Below are 22,936 nucleotides of genomic sequence, written 5' to 3'. Positions count from 1 at the left end.
GCGCGGTTCGTGGCTTGATAGAACAGTCGTGCGGCGAATGCGAGACGCCCGCATGATCGAAACCATCCCCCTACCGGAGCCGAAAGACCAGCCCATGCGCCTGACCTGCCCCCGCTGCGCTGCCCAGTACGAGATCGCGGAATCCGCCATTCCCGCCTCGGGGCGCGAGGTCGAATGCTCGGCCTGCGGCCATGTCTGGCGCCAGCCCGGCGCGGGAAAGTCCGCGCCGCCCGCCCCTGCTGCCGCCGCTGCCGCCGCCCCTGGCGCCTATGACCCGCAGGCGCGCCCGGTCCTGAACCGGCCGCTGGACGAATCGGTGCTGGCCATCCTGCGCGAGGAAGCTGCGCGCGAGTTGCGCGCCCGCGAGGCGCCGGCACGAAAATCCAGCCCCGATCACATTCCCGCGACGACCCCGGCAGCGGCACAGGAGGCGGCACAGGACGCGGCACAGCCTGCCGCAGGCGAACGCCGCGCCAAGGCCGAGCCACCGATCGACTGGCCTGCCGTCACCGTGACCGAAACCAGCAGCGCCGCGGCGCCTGCCGAACCCGTCGCCGGCAAGAAGGCCCCCGCCAACCCGCAAATGCCGCCTGTGCCCCAGCAGGAAAGCCCGGCCGCGGAAGCCCCTGCCGCCAGGCCCGCGTCCCCGGACTGGCCCGAGCCGGTCGCCCCCGCCCTGCCCGATGCCGAGGAACTGGCCGCGACCCTGACCCGCACCAGCCCGCCACGGCCCGACGCGGCCATCACGGCCGAGGAGCCGCCCCCGGCCGTCGCGCCGCTGATCCGCCCGGCCTTGCCGGAAATCCCGGCCGCGGCTACGCCGCCAGCGACCGCCGCGGCGACCGTCCCGCGCGAGGCGCCGGTCCCCGCCCTGGTGCCGGTGCGCCGACAGCGCGGCGGCTATGGCATGGGCTTCGGCCTTGCCGCGATGCTGGCGCTGGGGGCGGTGATCCTCTATGTGCTGGCTCCCCAGATCCCGGCCGAGGAAGGCGGCGGCTGGCTCGCCGACTGGCGCCAGCAGGTCGACCAGGCCCGGCTCTGGCTCCACGACCGCCTCCTGGGTCGATAGGGGCTTCGCCGAACCGAACGGCCCCGCCGCAAGGGCCGGCAGCGCGTCTTCAGAAATTCTCCAGCAGCCGCCCCAGGTAGTCGCGCTCGTCGCGCGGCCGCTCGCGTTCGCCGCTGCGCCGCCGGATCTCGTCCTGCAATTCGCGGGCCTTGCGCGAGGGATCCCCCCCCTCGGCCAGGGGATCGCCCGAAGTGATCGAGCCGCCGTCGCCCGACAGCGCCCGTCCCAGCGGATCGGTCTGCGGCTGGCGGTCATAGGGCTGCGCCAGCCCGCGCCGCCCGCGCGGATCGCCCGAGGGCCCTTCGGGGCCGTCCTGCTGCCCGCCTTGCTGCGGCTGGCCGTCCTGGCCCTGCTGCCGGTCCTGCGCCATCATGTCGCCAAGCGCCCGCATCCCCTCGCGCATGGACTGGATCGCCTGGGCCTGGCGCTCCATCGCGCCGGCCGCATCGCCCTCGCGCAGCGCCTGCTCGGCATCCTCCATGGCGCGGCCGGCCTCGTCCAACTGGCGCCGCGCCTCCTCGCCCTGCGGGGTGCCGCGGCCGGGCAGCAGACCGCGCTGGCGGCCCAGATCCTCGCGCAATTCGCGCTGGCGGTCGGCAAGCTGCTGGTTGTCCTGGCTGCCCTGCCCCTCCTCCTCGCCCGGCTGCCATTGGCCGAACCGATCCTGCATCTGGCGCATGGCCTCGTCGGCCAGCTTCTGCTGGTCGCGCAGGGTCTCGGCCAGCCTGTTCATCGGCCGCTGGCGGCCGGCCTCGCCGCCTTCGGATTGCGTCACCCGCATGTTCTGCATCATGCGGTTGAACTGCTCCAGCAATTCCTGGGCCTCGGCCATGCGGCCCTCGTTCATCAGGCGCTGGATCTCGTCCATCATCTGCTGGATCTGGTCGCCGGTGATCTGCTGGCGGTCCCGGGCCGAGCGATCGAAGCGCTCGGCCGGATCCTCGCCCTGCTGCTGGGCCAGCATGTCCAGGTAATCGTCTGTGGCCTGCTTCAACTCGTCCATCAGGCGCTGGATCTCGTCGGGGCTGGCGCCGTTGCGGATCGCCTCGCTCAGCCGCTCCTGCGCCTGGCTCATCCGTTCCAGCGCATCGGCCAGCCCGCCATCCTCCAGCGCCACGGCGGCATCCCACAGCAGCTGCGCCAGCTTGTTGCGCGCCTCCTCGCCCAGGTTGCCGGATTCCAGCGTGCCGATGGCGCCGCGCAGACCGCGATAAAGCTCCTCCTCCATGAAACCCTCGGGCTGCCAGCTCGCCGCGCGCAGGATCTGGGCGCTGCGGGCGGCATTGTCGCGCGACCACAGCAGGTCGCGCCGCACCTCGATCAGCGCCGCCGCCAGCGGATCGAAGAAGCGCCGCCCCGGCAGGACCATGCGCATGGGGGCCGAGACGCCCTGCTGCTCGATCCCGTCCTCGACCTTCAGCGAAACCGTCACCGGCAGATTGGCCCAGGGGTGGCGCGCCAGGTCGCCCACCAGCCGGCCGCGGATCTGCTTGCGGCTGCCGGTCGCGGGCAGGGGCAGCGCCAGTTCCACCGCCTCGCGCGGCTCGGGCTCCGGGGCCAGGCCAAAGCGGCGGTCCACCGCATCCAGGTCCAGCACGATGACCGCCTGGCCCGCCGCGATGCCGTTGTCGTCGCTGGCGGTGAATTCCTGCACCAGCCGACCGTCGGCACGCCGCTCGGGCGCCTTGCCGGGCGCCACGACCGGCACCGCATCGGGCAGCACCGTCACGTCGAAGCGCCGCCCGGCGACCTCGATCATCCCGTCGCGCTCGGCCATGAACTCCGGCGTGGCAGGCTCGCCGCCCGGCACCGCCGCGCCGATGTCCTGCGCGATCTCGGCGCCCTCGCCGTAAAGCCGGAAGCTCAGCTTCGAGCCCTTGGGCAGTTCCAGCCCCTGCCCCTCGGGCAGGGCGTTCAGATACAGCGTCGGGCGTCGGGTATAGGTGGGGGGCTCGGCCCAGCCCTCCCATGACGGGCCGGCCTCGGCGCCAGGCCGCGCCTCGGGCAGGGGCCGGAAGGTCGCGCCCAGGGCGGCAAGGCCCTGCCCCAGCTGCCCCGCCGGCGCAAAGACCAGCGCCATGACCAGCGCCACCACGCTGGCCAGCCGCAGGGCGGCCGGATCGCGCCAGCGCAGCCGTGCATCGGGCGGCACGGGGCGCGCCGCCGCCGCCGCCATCTGCATCCGCGCCAGATGCGCGCGCCACAACGCATCCGCACCCTCGTCCCCGGCCCCCAGGGCCAGGCGGTCGCGCAGGGCCGATAGCGGCCGCCCCGGCAGGGTCAGGTCGACCCGCACCCGCGCCGCCAGGGCCGAGGGTCGACGAAAGCGCCGCAGCCCCCGGCCGAAAGCCAGCACGGCGACCAGGGCCACCAGGCCCATCAGCCCCATCAGCGCCTGCGAGGAGAAAAGCTCGGCCGCGCCAAAGGCCAACGCCGCCAGGACCAGCGCCAGCAATACGCCCAGGGGCCAGAAGGCCGCGGCCAGCGCCTCCCACCACATGCCGGCACGGGTCAGTCCGACCGCCCATCCGATGCGGCGCGGTTCAGCCATGGCCGCTTCTTTCTTGGGCAAATATCCCACGGGGGTCCGGGGGTGTGAAACCCCCGGCGACCACGCAGCAGGAAGCGATACCTAAAGCCATTCCGGGATGGTATCGCGTCCCAGCATTTCCTCAAGCGTCGGTCGCGCCCGGATGACGGCGAATTGATCGCCGCTGACCAGGACCTCGGGCACCAGGGGCCGCGAATTGTATTCCGAGGCCATCACCGCCCCATAGGCCCCGGCCGAGCGCAGCGCCACCAGGTCGCCGGGCCCCAGCACCGGCAGATCGACCGCCTTCTGGAAGGTGTCGCCGGTCTCGCAGACCGGGCCGACCACGTCATGGGGCGCGGCCTCCGCCCCCGGCGCCGGCTCGCGCACCGGGACGATGTCGTGATGGGCCGAATACATCGCCGGCCGGATCAGGTCGTTCATGGCGGCGTCGAGGATCAGGAAATCCCGCCCCTCGCCCTGTTTCAGGTAGATCACCGAGGCCAGCAGGATGCCCGCATTGCCGGCGATGTTGCGCCCCGGTTCGATCTCGATCTCGCAGCCCAGGTCGCCCACGGCGTCGCGGATCACCTGGCCGTATTCGATCGGCAGGGGCGGCGCGTTGTTGTCGCGCCGGTAAGGGATGCCCAGGCCGCCGCCCATGTCGAGCCGGGTGATGGCATGGCCGTCGGCGCGCAGCGCGCGGGTCAGCTCGGCCATCTTGGCATAGGCCTGGCGATAGGGCTCCAGGTCGGTCAGCTGGCTGCCGATATGCATGTCGATGCCGACCACCCGGATGCCGGGCAGGCGCGCGGCATGGGCATAGACCTCGCGCGCCCGCGCGATGGGGATGCCGAACTTGTTTTCCGACTTGCCGGTGGCGATCTTCTCATGCGTCCTGGCATCCACGTCCGGGTTCACCCGCACGGCGATCGGCGCCTCGACGCCCATCGAGGTGGCGACGCGCGACAGCAATTCCAGCTCCGGCTCGGATTCGACATTGAACTGGCGGATGCCGCCTTCCAGCGCCATGCGCATCTCGGATTCAAGCTTGCCGACGCCGGAGAACACGATTCGCTCGCCCGGCACACCTGCCGCCCTGGCCCGCGCATATTCCCCGGCCGAGACGATGTCCATGCCCGCGCCCAGGTCGCCCAGAAGCTTCAGCACGGCGATGTTCGAATTCGCCTTGACCGCAAAGCAGACCAGGTGGTCGGTCCAGTCCAGCGCCTGCTGGAACAGCTTGAAATGCCGGGTCAGCGTCGCGGTGGAATAGACATAGACCGGGGTGCCGACCTCGGCCGCGATGCGGGCCAGCGGCACCTCCTCGGCATGCAGCCAGCCATCGACATAGTTGAAGTGATCCATCAGGTGATCCTGCGAGAGCGGATGAACAGATAAAGCGGCAGCGCAAAGCCGATCCCCAGCGCCAGCGCCGGCAGCGTCAGCAGCGCCGCCCAGTTGCGGCGCTGCATGGTCTCGACCAGGCACCACAGCGTCAGCGTTGCGTGTGCCACCAGCTCGGACCCGCCCGCGCCCTGCCACGACGCCTCGCCCCGCCACAGCGCCGCCACCAGGCCGGCCAGCGCAAGCGCGGCCCAGGCCAGCCGCAGCGGCGTCAGCTCAGAGCTGCGTGACGACACCGAAACGCGCCTCTCCGCTGATATGCACGCCGGGTTCCGGCACGGTTTCGCGGGCGGGCTCGGGACGGGTCGGGGCGCCGTCGACGCCGCAAGCGGCCAGGCTTGCCAGGATCAGCGCGAAAGCGGCCAAAAGCAGATGCTGCGTCATGCGGATTTCTCCTCCAGTTTCTCTTTCCAGCGGGCGATCTGGGCGCGGACCTGCCGGGGTGCGGTGCCGCCATAGGACATGCGCGAGGCGACCGAGTTATGCACGCCCAGCACGTTATAGACATCCGCGGTGATCGCGGGGTTGACCGATTGCATCTGCTCAAGCGTCAGCTCCGGCAGGTCGATGCCGGCCTGCTCGGCCATGGCGACCAGCGCGCCGGTCGCGTGATGGGCGTCGCGGAAGGGCAGCCCGGCCTCGCGCACCAGCCAGTCGGCCAGGTCGGTCGCGGTGGAAAAGCCCGAGCCCGCCGCCGCCTCCAGCCGCTCGCGGTTCGCCGTCAGGTCCGACAGCATCCCGGTCATCGCCGCCAAGGCCAGCATCAGGTTGTCCGCGGCATCGAAGACCTGCTCCTTGTCCTCCTGCATGTCCTTGGAATAGGCCAAGGGCAGGCCCTTCATCACCACGAACAGCGCCACGGCCGCCCCAAGGATGCGGCCGATCTTGGCCCGGATCAGCTCGGCCGCGTCGGGGTTCTTCTTCTGCGGCATGATCGACGAGCCGGTCGAGAAGCGGTCCGACATGGTGACGAAACGGAACTGCGCCGAGGACCAGATCACCAGCTCCTCGGCCAGCCGCGACAGGTGGACGGCGCAGATCGCGGCCGAGGACAGGAACTCCAGCGCGAAATCCCGGTCGCTGACCGCGTCCAGGCTGTTGGCCATCGGCCGGTCGAAGCCAAGCGCGCGCGCCGTCGCCTCGCGGTCGATGGGAAAGCCGGTGCCGGCCAGGGCGGCGGCGCCCAGGGGCGATTCGTTCATGCGCTTGCGCGCGTCCCGGAAACGCGACAGGTCACGGCCGAACATCTCGACATAGGCCATCATGTGATGGCCCCAGGTGACCGGCTGCGCCGTCTGCAGATGGGTAAAGCCGGGCATGACCCAATCCGCGCCCCGCTCGGCCTGCGACAGGGCGACGCGGATCAGCGCATCGAGCCCCTGGATGGCCGCATCGCATTGGTCGCGCACCCAGAGCCGGAAATCGGTCGCCACCTGGTCGTTGCGGCTCCGCGCCGTGTGCAGCCGCCCCGCCGGCTCGCCGATGATCTCCTTGAGCCGCGATTCCACGTTCATGTGGATATCTTCCAGCGCGGTCGAGAAGGGGAAGTCGCCCGCCTCGATCTCTGACAAGACCGTGAGCAGCCCTTCCCCGATCGCCTCGGCATCGCTAGTGCTGATGATGCCTTGTGCCGCAAGCATCGCGGCATGGGCGCGGCTGCCCCGGATGTCCTGGGCATAGAGCCGCCGGTCGAAGCCGATCGAGGCGTTGATCGCCTCCATGATCGCGTCCGGGCCTGCGGCGAAACGTCCGCCCCACATCTGGTTGGCGGTGGTGGGCTGCTCGGTCATGACTTGTCCTTCGGGGGGTGGAATGCGTTGGCTGGTTCTTTATACGGCGCTGCTGATCGGTGCAAATGCGGGTTTCGGCCCGGCATTTGCCGGCGAAATCGACTGGCAGGCCGCCCGTGACGGCGGGCTGGCCAAGCTGGCGCCCACCGATCCGACCCCGGTGCCCGCAACCGGCTTCACCGACCCCGAGGGCGGCACGCACAGCCTGGCCGACTGGCGGGGCAAGGTGGTGCTGCTGAATTTCTGGGCCACCTGGTGCGCCCCCTGCCGCGAGGAAATGCCCTCGCTCGACGCGCTTCAGGCCGAGATGGGCGGCGAGGATTTCGAGGTCCTGGCCATTGCCGCCGGCCACAACCCGCCGCCCGCGGTCAGGAAATTCCTGGACGAGGAAGGCATCACCCATCTGCCGGTGCATCTGGACCCGCGCCAGCAACTTGCGCGCGAAATGGGGGTGATGGGCATGCCGGTGACGGTGCTGATCGACCGCGACGGCAACGAGATCGCCCGGTTGATCGGCGGCGCCGACTGGTCCTCGGAGGCGGCCAAGGAACTGGTCAGGCAGGCGACAGCGCCTTGACGCGGGCATGGGCCGGGCAATGGGTCATGTGGTCGTTGACCAGCCCGCAGGCCTGCATGAAGGCATAAGTGATCACCGGCCCGCAGAAGTTGAATCCACGCTTTTTCAATGCCTTGGCCATGGCTTCGGATTCCGCGGTCTTGGCGGGAACCTGGCTCATGGCGGTGAAATGGTTCTGGATCGGCCGGCCGCCGACGAAGGACCAGATGAAGGGCGAGAACCCCTCGCCCGCCTCGATCTCCAGGAACAGCCGGGCGCCCCGGACGGCGGCCTCGATCTTGCCACGATGGCGGATGATGCCGGGGTTTTGCAGGGCGCGCGTGATCTGCGGCTCGCCCCAGGCGGCGACGCGCTCGGGGTCGAAGCCCTCGAAGGTCTCGCGGAAGGCCTCGCGCTTGCGCAGGATGGTGATCCAGCTCAGCCCCGCCTGAAAACCGTCCAGCACCAGCTTTTCCCAAAGCGCGCGGGAATCGTATTCCGGCACGCCCCATTCATGGTCGTGATAGGCGACGTAAAGCGGGTCGGAGCCGCACCAGGCGCAGCGTTCGGACAGGTCGGGCAAGGATCCGTTAACCTCGAGTCGAGAATGCGGCTTCAGTTTACGCGATCTTAGGAGATGATCGCCAGAGTGCCGTGGATGACAGGAGTCTTGGCATGACCGACAAAATCGATTCGCGACTGGAAATGGGCTCTCCGCTGGATTTCGCCGTGGACCGGCAGGCGCGGGTGACAATGGCGACGGTGCGGCGGGCGGTCTCGCGCGGCGACGCCGTCCTGGCCTATCAGCCGGTGGTGCAGGCGGATCGCACCGACCACGCAGCCTTCCACGAGGGGCTGATCCGAATCATCGATGAAACCGGGCGCATCGTGCCGCTGCGCGATTTCCTGCCGCTGGCCGAAACCACGGAACTGGGACGGCAGATCGACTGCCTGTCGCTGTCGCTGGGGCTGAAATCCCTGGCCGAAGCGCCCTCGCTCAGGCTTTCGATCAACATGTCGGCGCGCTCCATCGGCTATCCGGCCTGGCTGCGCACCCTGCGCAAGGGCATCGCCGGCGATGTCAGCATCGCCGAGCGGCTGATCCTCGAGATCACCGAAAGCTCGGCCATGGGCATGCCCGAGCTGGTCGAACAATTCATGCAGGAGTTGCAGGCCCAGGGCGTCAGCTTCGCGCTGGACGATTTCGGCGCCGGCTATACCTCGTTCCGCTACCTGCGGGATTTCTGCTTCGACATGGTCAAGATCGACGGACAGTTCGTCCGCGATATCGCCACGCAGCGCGACAACCAGGTGCTGGCGCGGGCGCTGCAATCCATTGCCCGGCATTTCGACATGTTCACCGTCGCGGAATCGGTCGAGACGGCCGAGGACGCGGCCTTCCTGATCGACATGGGCATAGACTGCCTGCAGGGCTATTATTTCGGCGCCCCGACCATCGTGCCGCCCTGGAAATCGCCCAGCACCGCCGCCCGGCGCAGCTGAACCCGATTCACCCTGCGGTAGAAATGCCCGCCGCCGCCATGGTGACCGGCGGCGCCCTGGCCCGCGGTCCAGAGCGATGGCGGACGATTTCCCGACCGACCGGCCGGCCGGCGCGGATCGGCCTGGCAGGCGTCACGACCACGCGGCTTGCCGGCCTGCGCGAACGGGCGCCCAAGCCTCGCGGCCATGCCGCCTATTGGCAGCAGCACAGCATCAAGTCCGCTTGACCTCGGGTAACGAAACGGCAAACAGTCTTCCTGTAACCGAATATTTTCGGCCATCTGGGAAGGAGCCCGTCATGACCAAAGCCGTAATCGTTTCCGCTGCCCGCACCCCCGTCGGCAGCTTTCTGGGATCCTTTGCGAACCTGCCGGCGCATGAGCTTGGCGCCATCGTCCTGAAAGCGGTCGTCGAGCGCGCCGGAATCGATCCTTCCGAAGTGTCCGAAACCATCCTGGGCCAGGTGCTGACCGCCGCCCAGGGCCAGAACCCCGCCCGCCAGGCGCATATCAAGGCCGGCTTCCCGCGGGAATCGGCGGCCTGGGTCATCAACCAGGTCTGCGGCTCGGGTCTGCGTACGGTGGCGCTGGCGGCGCAGCAGGTTCTGCTGGGCGACGCCAGGATCGTCGTGGCCGGCGGCCAGGAATCCATGTCGCTGGCACCCCATGCCGCCTATATCCGCGCCGGGCAGAAGATGGGCGACATGAAGATGCTCGACACCATGATCAAGGACGGGCTCTGGGACGCCTTCAACGATTACCACATGGGCACCACGGCCGAAAACGTCGCCGGCAAATGGGAAATCTCGCGGGCCGAGCAGGACCAGTTCGCCGTCGCCTCGCAGAACAAGGCCGAGGCTGCGCAGAAGGCCGGCAAGTTCGCCGACGAGATCGTGCCCGTGACCATCAAGTCCCGCAAGGGCGAGACGGTGGTCGATGCCGATGAATACATCCGCCACGGCGCCACGCTGGAGGCAATGGAGAAGCTGCGCCCCGCCTTTAGCAAGGAGGGGACGGTGACGGCCGGCAATGCCTCGGGCCTGAACGACGGCGCCGCCGCCGTGCTGGTCATGACCGAGGACGAGGCCGCTCGCCGCGGCCTGACGCCGCTGGCCCGCATCGCCTCCTATGCGACCGCCGGTGTGGACCCGCAGATCATGGGCACCGGCCCGATCCCCGCCAGCCGCAAGGCGCTGGAAAAGGCCGGCTGGTCGGTCGGCGACCTGGACCTGGTCGAGGCGAACGAGGCCTTCGCTGCCCAGGCCATCGCCGTGAACCGCGACATGGGCTGGGATCCCTCGATCGTGAACGTGAACGGCGGCGCCATCGCCATCGGCCATCCCATCGGCGCCTCGGGCTGCCGCATCCTGAACACGCTGCTGTTCGAAATGCAGCGCCGCGACGCGAAAAAGGGCCTGGCCACGCTGTGCATCGGCGGCGGCATGGGCGTCGCCCTGTGCCTCGAGCGCCCCTGACCCGAAAAGGCGCGCGCAACTATCTTGCGCGCGCCGTGCCAGTTCGGTAACACAATTTCACGACCATTTTCAAAGGGGGACGAAAAATGGCAAAAGTGGCCCTTGTGACCGGCGGGTCGCGCGGCATCGGCGCGGCAATCTCGAAGGCGCTGAAGGAGGCCGGCTATACGGTCGCGGCGAATTACGCCGGCAATGACGATGCCGCCCGCGCCTTTACCGAGGAAACCGGCATCAAGACCTACAAATGGTCGGTGGCGGATTACGACGCCTGCGCGGCGGGCATCAAGCAGGTGGAGGAGGAGCTTGGCCCCATCGCCGTGCTGGTCAACAATGCCGGCATCACCCGCGACGCGATGTTCCACAAGATGACCCCCCAGCAGTGGAAAGAGGTCATCGACACCAACCTGACGGGCCTGTTCAACATGACCCATCCGGTCTGGTCGGGCATGCGCGACCGCAAATACGGCCGTATCGTCAACATCAGCTCGATCAACGGCCAGAAGGGCCAGGCCGGCCAGGCGAACTATTCGGCGGCCAAGGCAGGCGACCTGGGCTTTACCAAGGCGCTGGCCCAGGAAGGCGCCCGTGCCGGCATCACCGTGAACGCGATCTGCCCCGGCTATATCGGCACCGAGATGGTCCGCGCCATCGACGAGAAGGTGCTGAACGAGCGCATCATCCCCCAGATCCCGGTCGGCCGCCTGGGCGAGCCCGAGGAAATCGCGCGCTGCGTGGTCTTCCTGGCTTCCGAGGATGCCGGTTTCATCACCGGCTCGACCATCAGCGCCAATGGCGGCCAGTTCTTCGTCTGAGCCGGCTCCCCCGACAGGCAACGGCCCGCGAGATGTCGCGGGCCGTTTCTCATTCCATGGTCCTGGCCTTCGGGCGGGCACGGGCCCGCCCGCGCCGCAGGTCAATGCGACAGGCGCGTGATCTCTTCCTTGAGGCGAAGTTTTTCCTTCTTCATCCGGGCGATGGTGAGGTCATCCGTGCCGGGGCTGCGATGCGCGGCCTCGATGGCGTTCGAAAGTGACTGATGTTTGCGGCGAAGCTCCTGCACATGGGATTCAACCGACATTCCGTCCTCCTCTTGGATTGATCGAACCAAGGGATTGCAGCATAGAATCGTCACATTGTCACCGAAAATTCGGCCCGCCGAGCGAAAGTGCCGCACCCTCGCGCAAAACCGCCTGTGCGGCCCCGGTCAGGTCTTCTTCATCGGCCGAATGTAACGGTTTTGCATGCATGACAAAGGGCGACAGCAGGCGCAGCGGCGCCCGCGCGCCCTTGCGCGCGGCGACGATGATCCGCCCCGCTTCGCGCCCCTCGCGCGCCGCGACCGGCAGGATCGTGATCGCCCCGGCCGCGGCCGAAAGCGCGGCCAGGATCTCGGCCAGCCGCTCGCTGCGCTGGATCAGCGTCAGCCAGCCGCCCGGCCGCAACCGGCGCAGCCCGGCCTCGATCCACAGCGGCAGGGGCGTGGCCTCGTGCCGGGCGCGGCCGCGGCCGACATCGGGCGCCGGCGGGCCGCCGGTGAAATAGGGCGGGTTGGCGATCACATGGTCGAAGCTTTGGCCGCGCAGGGCGGCAGGCATCCGGGCCAGGTCGCCCTCATGCAGCTCGGCCGGAATGGCATTGGCCGCGGCATTGCGTCGCGCCAGCTCGGCATAAGCCGGCTGGAGTTCCAGCCCGGCCAGCCGCAGGCCCGGCACCCGCGCGCCCAGGCACAACAGCGCCGCCCCTGCCCCGCAGCCCAGTTCCAGCACGCTGTCGCCGGGTCGCGCCGGGCAGGCCGCCGCCAGCATCACCGCATCCGCCCCGGCGCGATAGCCCTGCGCGGGCTGGGCAATGCGCAGCCGGCCGCCGAGGAATCCGTCCTCGCGCAGTTCAGTCATGATGGATGCGATTGTCCCGCAGGATGGCACGCGCCATGAACAGGTCGCGATCCGCCACCATCAGCCGCCGCGGCAGGATGCCCAGCGAACCTTCCAGCACGCTCATGTGCTGGTCCAGCGGAAAGGCATGGATCCCCTCGGCCGCCAGCAGGTCGGCGGCGCGGGTGATGAGAAGTGGATCGGTGGTGCGCAGAAGCTCTTTCATGACACAGCAAAGTTACGCGGCTGTTGCGCATGTGTCCATGGCGTGGCAATGGCTGGCAGCAAAAGGGGATCGCTGATGGGCATGAACGAAAACGTCTCCAAGCCGCTCGACCGGCTCTCCGTGGAACTGGCCGGGGATATGGGCCGGGTCAATGCGCTGATCCGCGAACGCATGGCCAGCCGCCACGCCTCCCGCATTCCGGAAGTGACCGCGCATCTGGTCGAGGCCGGCGGCAAGCGGCTGCGGCCGATGCTGGTGCTGGCGGCCGCGCGGCTGTGCGGCTATGGCGGCGACAGCCATGTGCTGCTGGCCGCGGCGGTCGAGTTCATCCATACCGCAACGCTTCTGCATGACGACGTGGTCGACGAAAGCCGGCAGCGGCGCGGCCGGCCGACGGCCAACCTGCTGTGGGACAACAAGTCCAGCGTGCTGGTCGGCGATTACCTGTTCGCGCGCAGCTTCCAGCTGATGGCGGATACGGAGAGCATGCAGGTCATGCGCATCCTGGCCAATGCCAGCGCCACCATCGCCGAGGGCGAGGTGCTGCAGCTGACCGCCGCGCAGGACGTCTCGACCACCGAGGACACCTATATCCAGATCGTGCGCGGCAAGACAGCGGCGCTGTTTTCCGCCGCGACCGAGGCAGGCGCGGTGGTGGCCGGCGCCGACCCGGCGGTGCAGCGGGCGCTGTTCGATTACGGCGATGCGCTGGGGATCGCCTTCCAGATCGTCGACGACCTCTTGGATTACGGCGGCTCGACCACCACGATCGGCAAGAATGTCGGCGACGATTTCCGCGAGCGCAAGCTGACTCTGCCGGTGATCAAGGCCATCGCCCGCGCCGACGAGGCCGAGCGCGCCTTCTGGGAACGCACCATCGGCCAGGGCCGGCAGGACGAGGCCGACCTGGCCACTGCGCTGGAGATCCTGCGCCGCCGCGAGGCGCTGGAGGCCGCCCGCGCCGATGCCATCGCCTGGGCCGGCCGCGCCAAGGCGGCGCTGCAAGCCGCGCCCGACCAGCCCCTGCGCCGCATCCTGGCGGACTTGGCGGATTTCGTGGTCTCGCGCCTGTCCTGACCATCAAGCCCCGCGCCGACGAAAAAGCCCGGCAAGAAGCCGGGCTTTTCCTTTTGCCTGAAGCCCTGCCTCAGCTGTTATAGGCGTTCTCGCCATGGGTGGTGACATCGAGGCCCTGCCGCTCGTCGCCGCCCGAGACGCGCAGGCCGATCACCGCCTTAACGATCATCAGCGCGATGAACGAGACCACGGCCGACCAGACCACCGCCACGGTCACGCCCAACGTCTGGGTCATCACCTGGCCGGCGATGTCATAGCCGGCCACGACCGATTCGGTGGCATAGTCGTAGATGCCCGAGCCGCCCAGCGACGGCGCGGCGAAGACGCCAGTCAGGATGGCGCCGACGATGCCGCCGATACCGTGGATGCCGAACACGTCCAGGCTTTCGTCCACGCCCAGCTTCGCCTTCAGGCTGACGACGAACCACATGCACAGGAAGCCCGCGGCCAGGCCGATGACGATGGCGCCCATCGGGCCGACGAAGCCGGCGGCGGGGGTGATGCCGACGAGGCCGGCGATGGCACCCGAGACCCCGCCCAGAAGCGAGGGGTGGCCGCGCAGCAGCCATTCGCCGAAGGCCCAGGCCAGCGCGGCGGCGGCGGTGGCGACGGTGGTGTTCAGGATCGCCATGGCGGCGGTGCCGGTGGCCTCCATGTTCGAGCCGGCGTTGAAGCCGAACCAGCCGATCCACAGCAGGCAGCCGCCCAGGAAGGTAAAGGGCAGGTTGTGCGGCGCCATCAACTCCTTGCCGTAGCCCAGCCGCGGCCCGACGACCAGCGCCGCCACCAGCCCGGCGACGCCGGCATTGATGTGGATGACCGTGCCGCCGGCGAAGTCCAGGTCGCCATGGCCGAACAGGAAGCCGCCCGGCGCGTCATAGGCCGAGGGCCCGCCCCACCACCAGACCATATGCGCCATGGGCAGGTAGGAGAAGAAGAACCAGATCACCACGAAGGCCAGCACGGCCGCGAATTTCATCCTCTCGACCGTGGCGCCGACGATCAGCGCCGGCGCGATGCAGGCGAAGGCCATCTGGAAGATGATGAAGACATATTCCGGCACATAGACATTGGTGGTAAAGGTCTCGGCAAGGGACGCGCTGTCCACCCCCGCCAGGAACGCCTTGGAGAGGCCGCCGATGAAGGGCGTGAGCCAGGTCGCCTCCTCGGCCGAGCCGGCGCCGGTGAAGGCCAGCGAATAGCCGAAACAGACCCACAGGATCGACATGATGCAGAAGATGGTGAAGACCTGCATCAGCACCGAGAGCATGTTCTTGGCCCGCACCAGCCCGCCATAGAACAGCGCCAGCCCCGGAATGGACATGGCCATGACCAGGATGGCCGAAATCATCATCCAGGTCGTGTCGCCCTTGTCGACGATGGGCGCCAGGGTCTCGACGACGGTTTCGACGGTCGCCGCCGGGGCCTCGGCATCCTGCGCCAGGGCCGGCACCGCCAGCCCGATCAGCGGGAGGGCGAGCGCCGGGATCATGGGTTTGATCGCGGTAGGTCTCATCATGTTTCCTGCACCTTCTTTCTGCGTTGCAGCAGTTCCATGTCCCGGTCAGGAAACCCGCCGCCCCCCTCCAGGCACAAGGTTTGTGCAGCTTTCGGCCCGGCCCGCCCCTCGCCTGCCCGAAATAAGGGCAGGAATGCCGGGTTTTGCAGCCTGCGGGGGCAGTTCACTGATAGGTCATCTCGGTTCTCAAGCCCCTGGCTTTGATGTATGTTGCGCGCCAATGGGCCGGAGCAATCGGCCGGGCAGGAAAGCAGGCATGAAGAAACCGACCGGCAAGGGCCGCATCGTCGCGGACAAGCGCAATTTCGACCAAGCCCCTCAGAAAGCGCAGAAACGAACCGGCGGATCATCCCCTGGCAAGCCCCCCAGGCGGCGGCGCGGCGGCAATGTGGTGACGCGGGGAATCGCCGGAATCATCGCGCTGGTCTGGCGGGTGATCTGGGGCGCCTTCTGGCGGCTGGGGCTGACGGTGGCGCTGATTCTGCTGGCCGCCAGCTTCTATTATTACACCACGCTGCCCGAACCTGCGGCGCTTTTCGACGGCCGTGCCCGCGGTTCCGTCACCATGCTGGACACCGAGGGCCGGGTCTTTGCCTGGCGTGGCGAAACTTTCGGCATGGTCAGCGCCGACAAGATCGCACCGGTGCTGAAGGACGCGGTGGTCGCCACCGAGGACAAGCGATTCTATCGCCATCCGGGCGTGGACCCGCAGGGCATCGCCAGCGCCATCAAGATCAACCTGGCCGCCGGCCGCGGCCCGCTGGAGGGCAACGGCGGTTCGACCATCACCCAGCAGGTCGCCAAGCTTCTGTGCCTGGGCGAGAGCTTCGACCCGATCCGCTGGAAATCCGAGGCCGAGTTCGAGGCCGAGTGCCGCAAGTCCTCGATCTGGCGCAAGGTCAAGGAAGTGCCCTATGCGCTGGCGATGGAGTTCAAGTATTCCAAGCAGGACATCCTGAACATCTACATGAACCGCTCGTATCTGGGTGCCGGGGCGCGCGGCTTCGAGGCGGCGGCGCAGCGTTACTTCGACAAGTCGGCCGCCGAGGTGAACGCGGCCGAGGCGGCGATGCTGGCCGGGCTGCTCAAGGCGCCCAGCTATTTCGCGCCGACCTCGAACCTGCAACGCGCCCAGGACCGGGCCACGGTGATCCTGGGGCTGATGCATGACCAGGGCTATCTGGACGACAGGCAATTCGCCGAGGCCAAGGCGCAACCGGCGGCGCTGTCCAAGGCGGCGGCGGCGCGGGCCGGCGGCTATTTTGCCGATTGGGTAATGGAATCCGGCCCCGGCTTCCTGACCAGCGAGACGACCGAGGACGTCACCATCACCACCACCTTCGACCAGCGCGTGCAGCGCGCCGCCGAACGTGCGCTGAAGCGCATCTTCGACGAAAAGGTCGCCGAGGGCTCCAAGGCGCAGGCGGCCGTGGTGGTGATGTCGCCCGACGGCGCCGTGCGCGCCATGATCGGCGGGCGCGACAATACCGCGACCGGCACCTTCAACCGCGCGACCCAGGCCAAGCGGCAGACCGGCTCCAGCTTCAAGCCCTTCGTCTTTGCCGCCGCGCTGGACCAGGGCTACAGCCCGAACGACACGGTGCTGGACGCGCCGCTGACCATCAACGTGCGCGGCTCGGGACCGTGGTCGCCGCAGAACTACACCCGCCGCTATTCGGGCGAGGTGACGCTGACCCGCGCCCTGTCGCAATCGCTGAACACCGCCACCATCCGCCTGCAGGAAATCGCCGGCCGCGATGCCGTGCGCCGCGTGGCGCAGGATTTCGGCTTTGCCAGCGACCTGGCCAGCGGCCCCTCGCTGGGGCTGGGCGTCTCGGAATCGACGCTGCTGGCGATGACCGGCGCCTATGCCGGCATCCGCAACGGCGGCACCGCCGTCAGCCCCTACGGCCTGGTGGAGCTGCGCATCAAGGGCGACGACCAGGCGCTGATCGGCCAGGCCGGCGGCATGGGCCAGCGCGTGATCTCGCAAAAGGCGGCGCGCGAGCTGATCGGCATGATGCAGCAGGTGATCGAGCGCGGCACCGGCACCCGCGCCAGGCTGTCGGGCCGTCCGGCGGCGGGCAAGACCGGCACCACCTCGAGCTATCGCGACGCCTGGTTCATCGGCTTCACCGGGCAATATGTCACCGGCGTCTGGATGGGCTATGACGACAACACGCCGCTGAAGGGCGTGACCGGCGGCGGGCTGCCGGCCGAGATCTGGCAGGCGGTGATGGCCGAGATCCACGAGGGCCTGCCGGTCGAATCGCTGGGCAGTTTCGCCTTCGACCCGGACAGTGCCGTCCCGCAGGTGGTCAGCACCGGCGGCGATGGCGCGGCCGATCCCCTGGCCGCGGCGCTGTCCGAGGCGCTTGGCCAGCCCTTGCCGCAAGGCCAGCGCCAGGATCAGGCGCAGCCAGGGGACGGGGCCGGGCGCGCCCTGCCCGATCCCGGCGTGCAGACGCCCGGCGGCCCGCCCACCTTCCCGGCCGAGACCGTGACCAGCGGACCCGAAGCCGAGATGCCGCCGCCCGGCGCCGACGACGCGCTGACCCAGGCGCTGCGCGGCATCCAGGGTGTCTATCAGGAATGAGGAACGGCCGGTTCCGCGGGACCGGCCTTCCTGTTTTTCGTGCAGGCCGCAGGCGTCATCACTGTGCCCGCCCGGCCGCGCCGCCGCGGTGGGTATTTGGGGAACGAAGAAGCCGCTTTGTCCTTGGCGCCGGGACGCGCGCCGGGGCTCAGCCTGCCTGCTGCAAGTCCGCCGTCAGCGCCGCCAGATCGCCCTTGCGCCGCGCCAGCATCGCCCCGATCTCGGCCCGTTCCGAGGCGAGCATGTTCACCCCCTCGATGATGATGTTGAAATAGCGGCTCTTCCCGGACTTGTCCGAGACATGCCATTCCACTTCCATCGGGCTGCGACCCTTGAGATAGGCGACCGAGGTCACGGCAAAGAAGGATTTCACCGGCCTGGCGCCCGTGACCTCGATCTTCGAGCCGATGAACTCGCGGAAGCGCTTGCCGTATTTGCGCCCGATATAGCCCTGGAACGCCTGGCGATAGGCCGCAAACTCGGCCGCCCCGGCCTGGCGCGCCGCCGGACCCAGGGCCGAGCGGGCGATGATCTCGACATCGGCATAGCGCGCGAAGATCGCCTCGAAGGCGCGATACATCTGCGCCGGCGGCTGGCCGGAATTGATCACGGCATAGACTTCGCCCAGGGATTTCTCGATCAGCGCCCGCGCCTCGCCGGTGTCCAGCGCCCAGGCGGGCCGGACGGCGATGGCCAGCCCCGCGCCGACCAGGCCCAGGAACCCGCGGCGGGTTTCATTCGGCATAAGGGTCAATGTGCTCTCCTTCCTCGCCCAGTTCGTGACGGCGATGCTGCAACCAGATCAGCCGCGTCTGGGCATAACTATCGGCGCTTTCGTGCAGGATGGAATCGACGGAATCGCCGAAACGGCCCCGCTCACCGGCTTTTGAGGCGACGCGTGCCCCCATGCCGATCAGGTATTGGTCGCGGTTCAGCCAGCCCCGCATCGGGTCGATGACCAGATCGACGACGCGGCCCGCCGCATCGCGCTGGGTCGAGGGACCAATCAGCGGCAGTTCCAGATAGGCCCCCTCGCCCACCCCCCAGGTGGCAAGGGTCTGGCCGAAATCCGTGTCCTCCTCGGGCAGGGAGAAATCGCTGGCGGCCGGATCGAGAAAGCCCGCCAGCCCGACCGTCGTGTTCACCAGGAACCGCAGGGTCATGCGCGCGGCCGGCCCCGGCTTGCCTTGCAGCAAGTGGTTCACCACCCTGCCCGGCTGTGCCAGGTTCGAGCCGAAATTGCCAAGGCCCGCGACGACATGGCTGCCGATCCCGCTCCCTTCGCCGCCCGACATGCCTGCGCCCAGCGGCTTGACGACATGCGCGTCGATCCCGCGGTTGAAGGCATGGACCTTGCGGTTCATCGGTTCGTAAGGGTCATGGATGCCGTCACCGTCGCGGTTCGAACAGGCCACCAGCACGACGGCCGCGACAAGAAGCAGGGGGAGATTCCACGCAGGCAAGCTTTTGATAACCTTCTGAAGCTAAGACTGGTAGGACCGGCGGCGATTCGCCTCGGGGCAGACGGCGGGGCGGCGGCGGACTGTTTCACGGCTGCGCTTTGGGATATGCGCTGGGGCGATTCCGGGCAAGCCCGGTCATGGTAACGAGGAAGGAACCGGCATGGCCTTGCCGCCGATGCGACATGACGGCCAGCGCGAACTGCAATCCGCGCGCAGCCTGGCCTGGCAGCTTTACGCCATTGTCGGCCTGTTTTCCTTTGCGGTGAACCTGCTGATGCTGACCGGGCCGCTGTTCATGATGCAGGTCTATGATCGCGTGCTGGCCAGCCGCTCGGTCGAAACATTGACCGCCCTGTTTCTGCTGGTCGCGTTCCTGTTCACGCTGATGGGGGTGATCGACCTGGCGCGCAACCGCGTGATGTCCCGCATCGCCGCCCGTTTCCAGGACCGGATGGAGGGGCGGGTCTTCACCGCCGCGCTTCAGGACGGCCAGGCCGCCGGCTCGGACCTTGTGGTGCGCGGCGGCATGCGCGACCTCGAGGCAGTGCAGCGGCTGATCGCCTCGCCGGTGCTGATGGCGCTGTTCGACCTGCCCTGGGCGCCCTTTTTCCTGGCAGCGGTCTTCATCTTCCACCCGATCCTGGGCGCGGTGGCGACGGCGGGCATGGCGGTGCTGGTCGCGGCGACGCTCTTGAACCAATGGCTCAGCCGCGATCTGCTGCAGCAGGCCGGCGTCGCCGCGCAATCGGCCGAGCGCATGTCCGACCTCTACCGCGACGAGGGCGAGTTGATCGGCTCGCTCGGCATGCGGGCGGCGGCCTTCCGCCGCTGGCAGGCGGCGCGCGACCGTGCGACCGAGGCGACGCTGCGCGCCAGCGACCGCGCCACCGGCTTCACCGTCTTCTCCCGCACCTTCCGGCTGTTTCTGCAAAGCGCGCTGCTGGCCGCCGGCGCCTGGCTGGTGCTGCGCCAGCAGGTGACGCCGGGCGCCATGATCGCCTCGTCGATCCTGATGGGCCGGGCGCTGGCCCCGGTCGAGCAGGTGGTGGGCGGCTGGTCCATGGTCCAGCGCGCCCAGGACGGCTGGAAACGGCTGGCCGAGCTGCTGTCGCGCCACCCGCCGGTCGCGCAGCGCACGCCCCTGCCCCGACCCGAGGCCCGGCTCGAGCTGCGCAACCTGGCCGTCGTGCCCCCCGGCCAGGGCGCGGCGATGCTGCGCGGGGTCAGCTTCGACCTTGCCCCCGGCCAGGCGCTCGGGGTGATCGGCCCCTCGGGCGCCGGCAAGACCACGCTGGCGCGGGCGCTGATCGCCGCCTGGCCCGTCGCCTCGGGCTCGATCCGGCTCGGGGGGGCGACGCTGGACCAATACGACCCGGACGCACTCGGCCGGCTGATCGGCTATCTGCCGCAGCAGGTCACGCTGTTCGACGGCACCATCGCCGAGAACATCGCCCGCCTCTCGCCCCAGCCCGATCCGCAGCGCGTCGTCGCCGCCGCCACGGCCGCCGCCGCGCATCGCATGATCCTGGACCTGCCGCAGGGCTACGACACCCGCGTCAGCCAGGCCGGCGGGCAGCTTTCCGGCGGCCAGATCCAGCGCATCGGCCTGGCCCGCGCGCTTTACGCCGACCCGGTCATCTTCGTCCTGGACGAGCCGAACTCGAATCTCGATAATGAGGGATCGACGGCGCTGAACCTGGCGATCCGCACCATCAAGGCGCGCGGCGGCGCCGTCATCATCATGGCCCATCGCCCGGCTGCGATCACCGAATGCGACCTGCTGCTGGTGCTGGACCAGGGCCTGCGCCGTGCGTTCGGCCCGCGCGACGAGGTGCTGAAATCCCTGGTCAAGAACGCCGAGCAGATCGCCCGTGCCCAGGGCCACGGCGGAGGGGTGACATGAGCGATCCGAACCGATCCGGCCGCGCGCCGGCCGACGACATGCCCGGCGACGTGGCCCGCGTTTCCGCCGGGCCGCATCCGGCCCCGGGGCCATCCCCACCGCCCAGGCGCCCCGACTGGTCGGCGCGTGGCCCGGTCATCCTGGGGCTGGCGGCGATGCTGGTTCTGGTCGGCGGCTTCGGGCTCTGGTCCTGGACCGCGCGTATCGCCGGCGCTGTGGTCGCACCCGGCCAGGTCGAGGTCGAGCAGCGCCGCCAGGTCGTCCAGCACCCCGATGGCGGGGTGGTGGCCGGGATCCTGATCCATGACGGCGAAAGCGTGACCGCCGGCCAGCCGCTGATCCGGCTGGACGGCGCGCTTCTGGGGACCGAGCTCGCCATCGTCGAGGGCCAGTATTTCGAGATCCTCGCCCGCCGCGGCCGGCTCGAGGCCGAACGCGCCGACCGCAAGCGGATCGCCTTCCCGCAGGAACTGGTCGAGGCCGCCGCCAACCGCCCCGAACTCGCCGCGCTGATGGAGGGGCAGGCCAGCCTGTTCCAGGCCCGGCTCGACACGCTCGAACAATCCCTGGGCCAATTGGCCAAGCAATCCGAACAGGTGCAGTCGCAGATCGGCGGCGTGGACGCGCAAACCCAGGCGCTGGAGCAGCAGCGCGGCTTCATCGCCCAGGAATTGCGCGACCAGCGGTCCTTGCTGGAAAAGGGCCTGGCGCAGGCCCCGCGCGTGCTGGCGCTGGAACGCGAGGCCGCCCGGCTCGACGGGCTTCTGGGCGAGGCGACGGCGACCCGCGCCCGCGCCGTGACGCAGCTGGCCGAAATCGACCTGTCGCGGCTGGAAAAGACCGCCACCCGCCGCGAAGTCGCCGAAACCGAACTGCGCGAACTGGGCTATCGCGAGCTGGAACTGGCCGAGCGCCGCCGTGCGCTGGCCGAGCGCATCGCCCGGTTGGACATCCGCGCCCCGGTCTCGGGCGTGGTACAGGAATTGCAGATCACCACCCCGCGCTCGGTGATCCGCCCGGCCGATCCGATCCTGTTCATCATCCCGCAGGACCGGCCGCTGCTGGTCGCCGCCCGCATCGCCACCATCAATATCGACGAGGTCCAACCCGGACAAAGGGTGGTGCTGCGCTTCTCGTCCTTCTCGTCGCGCACCACGCCCGAGATCGACGGGATGCTCAGCCGCGTCTCCCCCGACACCCTGGTCGACCCGGCCACGCATGTACCCTATTATCGCGGCGAGGTGACGATCCCCGCCACCGAGGCCGAAAAACTGAAGGGGCTGGACCTGATGCCCGGCATGCCGGTCGAGGTCTATGTCCAGACGGGCGAACGCAGCCCGATGGCCTATCTGGCCAAGCCCCTGACGGATTACTTCACCCGTGCCTTCCGCGAGAACTGAACGGCCCCGGCCCCCCCGTCATTCTCCCTTGTCCAAATATCCCGGGGGAGTCGCGCCCCCGGCGTGATGATGGATGACAAAAGGTTTGAGACTCTGCAATTTTTCGGGTGTTTAAAATCAATGGCTTCCCAATGCTTCTCAAGCTGGGCCGCGATAAGCCGGTTCTCCGGGTCGCAGGCGGCATAGCGCCGTTCCGCCAGCGAAGCATCGTATTCTGACTGCTGCAGGCCGAGTTCGGCTATGCGCCGGCGCTCGGCCTCTCCTTCCCTGTGCATCCGCTCTGCCTCCAGCGCGGCCTCGACCGCCATCGGCTCGACCACCCGCAGTATCTCCGATGCGATCGCGGCGTCCACACGGGATCCGCCGAAGCTGAGACAGCGCAGCAGGCCGAGCATGAGATTGGGCCGATCGCAGCGATAGGTCGGACGCCTAGAGCGAATTTGACCAACACCGGGTCGCTTTGAGGATTCACGCGATGAACAATGTCTGATTCACTGCTCCTGTGATTTGCCAGGAGGAGATGATGACGAGGAGCCTGAGACGAGGAGC

The 22,936-nt window shown here is 68.8% G+C and carries 23 protein-coding genes; 10 read left to right on the top strand and 13 right to left on the bottom strand.

The window, feature by feature from the left end; all coding sequences use genetic code 11:
• Window positions 1-94 precede the first annotated feature (94 nt).
• The gene (locus ACDP63_RS16500; protein WP_409928288.1) at window positions 95-1,069 is read left to right on the top strand and encodes a zinc-ribbon domain-containing protein; all 975 of its coding nucleotides are present in this window, start codon (window positions 95-97) and stop codon (window positions 1,067-1,069) included.
• Between the two features lie 49 nt (window positions 1,070-1,118).
• Here ACDP63_RS16500 and ACDP63_RS16495 read toward each other — a convergent pair whose 3' ends face one another.
• From ACDP63_RS16495 to argH, 5 genes are all read right to left on the bottom strand, one after another.
• On the bottom strand, window positions 1,119-3,620 hold the full coding sequence (locus ACDP63_RS16495) for a DUF4175 domain-containing protein (protein ID WP_409928287.1): 2,502 nt from the start codon (window positions 3,618-3,620) through the stop codon (window positions 1,119-1,121).
• An 81-nt stretch (window positions 3,621-3,701) separates the two neighbouring features.
• Window positions 3,702-4,967: a diaminopimelate decarboxylase gene (lysA, locus tag ACDP63_RS16490; protein ID WP_024845032.1), complete on the bottom strand. Its 1,266-nt coding sequence runs from the start codon at window positions 4,965-4,967 to the stop codon at window positions 3,702-3,704.
• Complete coding sequence (locus tag ACDP63_RS16485; protein ID WP_024845033.1) at window positions 4,967-5,242, bottom strand: DUF2834 domain-containing protein; 276 nt, start codon at window positions 5,240-5,242, stop codon at window positions 4,967-4,969. The genes lysA and ACDP63_RS16485 overlap by 1 nt, the downstream gene beginning before the upstream one ends.
• The gene (locus ACDP63_RS16480) at window positions 5,223-5,390 is read right to left on the bottom strand and encodes a hypothetical protein (protein WP_024845034.1); all 168 of its coding nucleotides are present in this window, start codon (window positions 5,388-5,390) and stop codon (window positions 5,223-5,225) included. The genes ACDP63_RS16485 and ACDP63_RS16480 overlap by 20 nt, the downstream gene beginning before the upstream one ends.
• Window positions 5,387-6,796, bottom strand: a complete 1,410-nt coding sequence (argH, locus tag ACDP63_RS16475) for an argininosuccinate lyase (protein ID WP_024845035.1) — start codon at window positions 6,794-6,796, stop codon at window positions 5,387-5,389. The genes ACDP63_RS16480 and argH overlap by 4 nt, the downstream gene beginning before the upstream one ends.
• Before the next feature lie 22 nt (window positions 6,797-6,818).
• Between argH and ACDP63_RS16470 the strand changes: the two genes are divergently transcribed.
• Complete coding sequence (locus ACDP63_RS16470) at window positions 6,819-7,373, top strand: TlpA disulfide reductase family protein (RefSeq protein ID WP_024845036.1); 555 nt, start codon at window positions 6,819-6,821, stop codon at window positions 7,371-7,373.
• Here ACDP63_RS16470 and ACDP63_RS16465 read toward each other — a convergent pair.
• Complete coding sequence (locus ACDP63_RS16465) at window positions 7,351-7,935, bottom strand: DNA-3-methyladenine glycosylase I (RefSeq protein ID WP_028710544.1); 585 nt, start codon at window positions 7,933-7,935, stop codon at window positions 7,351-7,353. The genes ACDP63_RS16470 and ACDP63_RS16465 overlap by 23 nt on opposite strands.
• Window positions 7,936-8,027: 92 nt before the next feature.
• Between ACDP63_RS16465 and ACDP63_RS16460 the strand changes: the two genes are divergently transcribed.
• From ACDP63_RS16460 to ACDP63_RS16445, 4 genes are all read left to right on the top strand, one after another.
• On the top strand, window positions 8,028-8,855 hold the full coding sequence (locus ACDP63_RS16460) for an EAL domain-containing protein (RefSeq protein ID WP_024845038.1): 828 nt from the start codon (window positions 8,028-8,030) through the stop codon (window positions 8,853-8,855).
• Window positions 8,856-8,878: 23 nt separating this feature from the next.
• Complete coding sequence (locus ACDP63_RS16455) at window positions 8,879-9,082, top strand: hypothetical protein (RefSeq protein ID WP_024845039.1); 204 nt, start codon at window positions 8,879-8,881, stop codon at window positions 9,080-9,082.
• Between the two features lie 71 nt (window positions 9,083-9,153).
• On the top strand, window positions 9,154-10,329 hold the full coding sequence (locus ACDP63_RS16450; protein WP_024845040.1) for an acetyl-CoA C-acetyltransferase: 1,176 nt from the start codon (window positions 9,154-9,156) through the stop codon (window positions 10,327-10,329).
• Between the two features lie 86 nt (window positions 10,330-10,415).
• Window positions 10,416-11,141: a beta-ketoacyl-ACP reductase gene (locus ACDP63_RS16445; protein WP_024845041.1), complete on the top strand. Its 726-nt coding sequence runs from the start codon at window positions 10,416-10,418 to the stop codon at window positions 11,139-11,141.
• Window positions 11,142-11,242: 101 nt separating this feature from the next.
• Here the strand turns inward: ACDP63_RS16445 and ACDP63_RS16440 are convergent, their stop codons facing one another.
• From ACDP63_RS16440 to ACDP63_RS16430, 3 genes are read right to left on the bottom strand one after another with little or no spacing between them, the layout of a single operon-like run.
• Complete coding sequence (locus ACDP63_RS16440) at window positions 11,243-11,407, bottom strand: YdcH family protein (protein ID WP_072461905.1); 165 nt, start codon at window positions 11,405-11,407, stop codon at window positions 11,243-11,245.
• Between the two features lie 58 nt (window positions 11,408-11,465).
• Window positions 11,466-12,224 carry a tRNA1(Val) (adenine(37)-N6)-methyltransferase gene (locus ACDP63_RS16435; protein ID WP_024845042.1) on the bottom strand — a complete coding sequence of 253 codons (759 nt, stop codon included), beginning with the start codon at window positions 12,222-12,224 and terminating at the stop codon, window positions 11,466-11,468.
• Window positions 12,217-12,429 (bottom strand): DUF2007 domain-containing protein, encoded by a 213-nt coding sequence (locus ACDP63_RS16430; protein WP_024845043.1) that lies wholly within the window; start codon window positions 12,427-12,429, stop codon window positions 12,217-12,219. Before ACDP63_RS16430 ends, ACDP63_RS16435 begins: the two co-directional genes overlap by 8 nt.
• A gap of 75 nt (window positions 12,430-12,504) precedes the next feature.
• On the opposite strand from ACDP63_RS16430, the gene ACDP63_RS16425 reads away from it, so the two are divergent.
• A complete protein-coding gene (locus tag ACDP63_RS16425) occupies window positions 12,505-13,506 on the top strand; it encodes a polyprenyl synthetase family protein (protein WP_409928286.1) in 1,002 nt (333 codons plus the stop codon).
• A gap of 70 nt (window positions 13,507-13,576) precedes the next feature.
• Here the strand turns inward: ACDP63_RS16425 and ACDP63_RS16420 are convergent, their stop codons facing one another.
• On the bottom strand, window positions 13,577-15,022 hold the full coding sequence (locus ACDP63_RS16420; protein ID WP_197029443.1) for an ammonium transporter: 1,446 nt from the start codon (window positions 15,020-15,022) through the stop codon (window positions 13,577-13,579).
• A 259-nt stretch (window positions 15,023-15,281) separates the two neighbouring features.
• On the opposite strand from ACDP63_RS16420, the gene ACDP63_RS16415 reads away from it, so the two are divergent.
• Complete coding sequence (locus ACDP63_RS16415) at window positions 15,282-17,621, top strand: transglycosylase domain-containing protein (protein ID WP_024845046.1); 2,340 nt, start codon at window positions 15,282-15,284, stop codon at window positions 17,619-17,621.
• 148 nt (window positions 17,622-17,769) lie between these two features.
• Here the strand turns inward: ACDP63_RS16415 and ACDP63_RS16410 are convergent, their stop codons facing one another.
• Both ACDP63_RS16410 and ACDP63_RS16405 read right to left on the bottom strand, forming a co-directional pair.
• Entirely contained in the window at window positions 17,770-18,366 is a 597-nt protein-coding gene (locus ACDP63_RS16410) for a phospholipid-binding protein MlaC (RefSeq protein WP_024845047.1), read from the bottom strand.
• Complete coding sequence (locus tag ACDP63_RS16405) at window positions 18,356-19,084, bottom strand: VacJ family lipoprotein (RefSeq protein WP_024845048.1); 729 nt, start codon at window positions 19,082-19,084, stop codon at window positions 18,356-18,358. The genes ACDP63_RS16410 and ACDP63_RS16405 overlap by 11 nt, the downstream gene beginning before the upstream one ends.
• 160 nt (window positions 19,085-19,244) lie before the next feature.
• On the opposite strand from ACDP63_RS16405, the gene ACDP63_RS16400 reads away from it, so the two are divergent.
• Together ACDP63_RS16400 and ACDP63_RS16395 are read left to right on the top strand one after the other, a co-directional pair.
• A complete protein-coding gene (locus tag ACDP63_RS16400) occupies window positions 19,245-20,987 on the top strand; it encodes a type I secretion system permease/ATPase (protein WP_024845049.1) in 1,743 nt (580 codons plus the stop codon).
• Window positions 20,984-22,387 carry an HlyD family type I secretion periplasmic adaptor subunit gene (locus tag ACDP63_RS16395; protein ID WP_024845050.1) on the top strand — a complete coding sequence of 468 codons (1,404 nt, stop codon included), beginning with the start codon at window positions 20,984-20,986 and terminating at the stop codon, window positions 22,385-22,387. Before ACDP63_RS16400 ends, ACDP63_RS16395 begins: the two co-directional genes overlap by 4 nt.
• Here ACDP63_RS16395 and ACDP63_RS16390 read toward each other — a convergent pair.
• Window positions 22,357-22,782, bottom strand: coding sequence for a hypothetical protein (locus tag ACDP63_RS16390; RefSeq protein WP_024845051.1), 426 nt, complete (start codon window positions 22,780-22,782; stop codon window positions 22,357-22,359). The genes ACDP63_RS16395 and ACDP63_RS16390 overlap by 31 nt on opposite strands.
• Window positions 22,783-22,936: the final 154 nt, after the last annotated feature.

This window comes from Paracoccus sp. P2 (assembly GCF_046335115.1).
Classification (GTDB): domain Bacteria; phylum Pseudomonadota; class Alphaproteobacteria; order Rhodobacterales; family Rhodobacteraceae; genus Paracoccus; species Paracoccus pantotrophus.
This window is presented reverse-complemented; position numbering and strand designations above follow the sequence as displayed.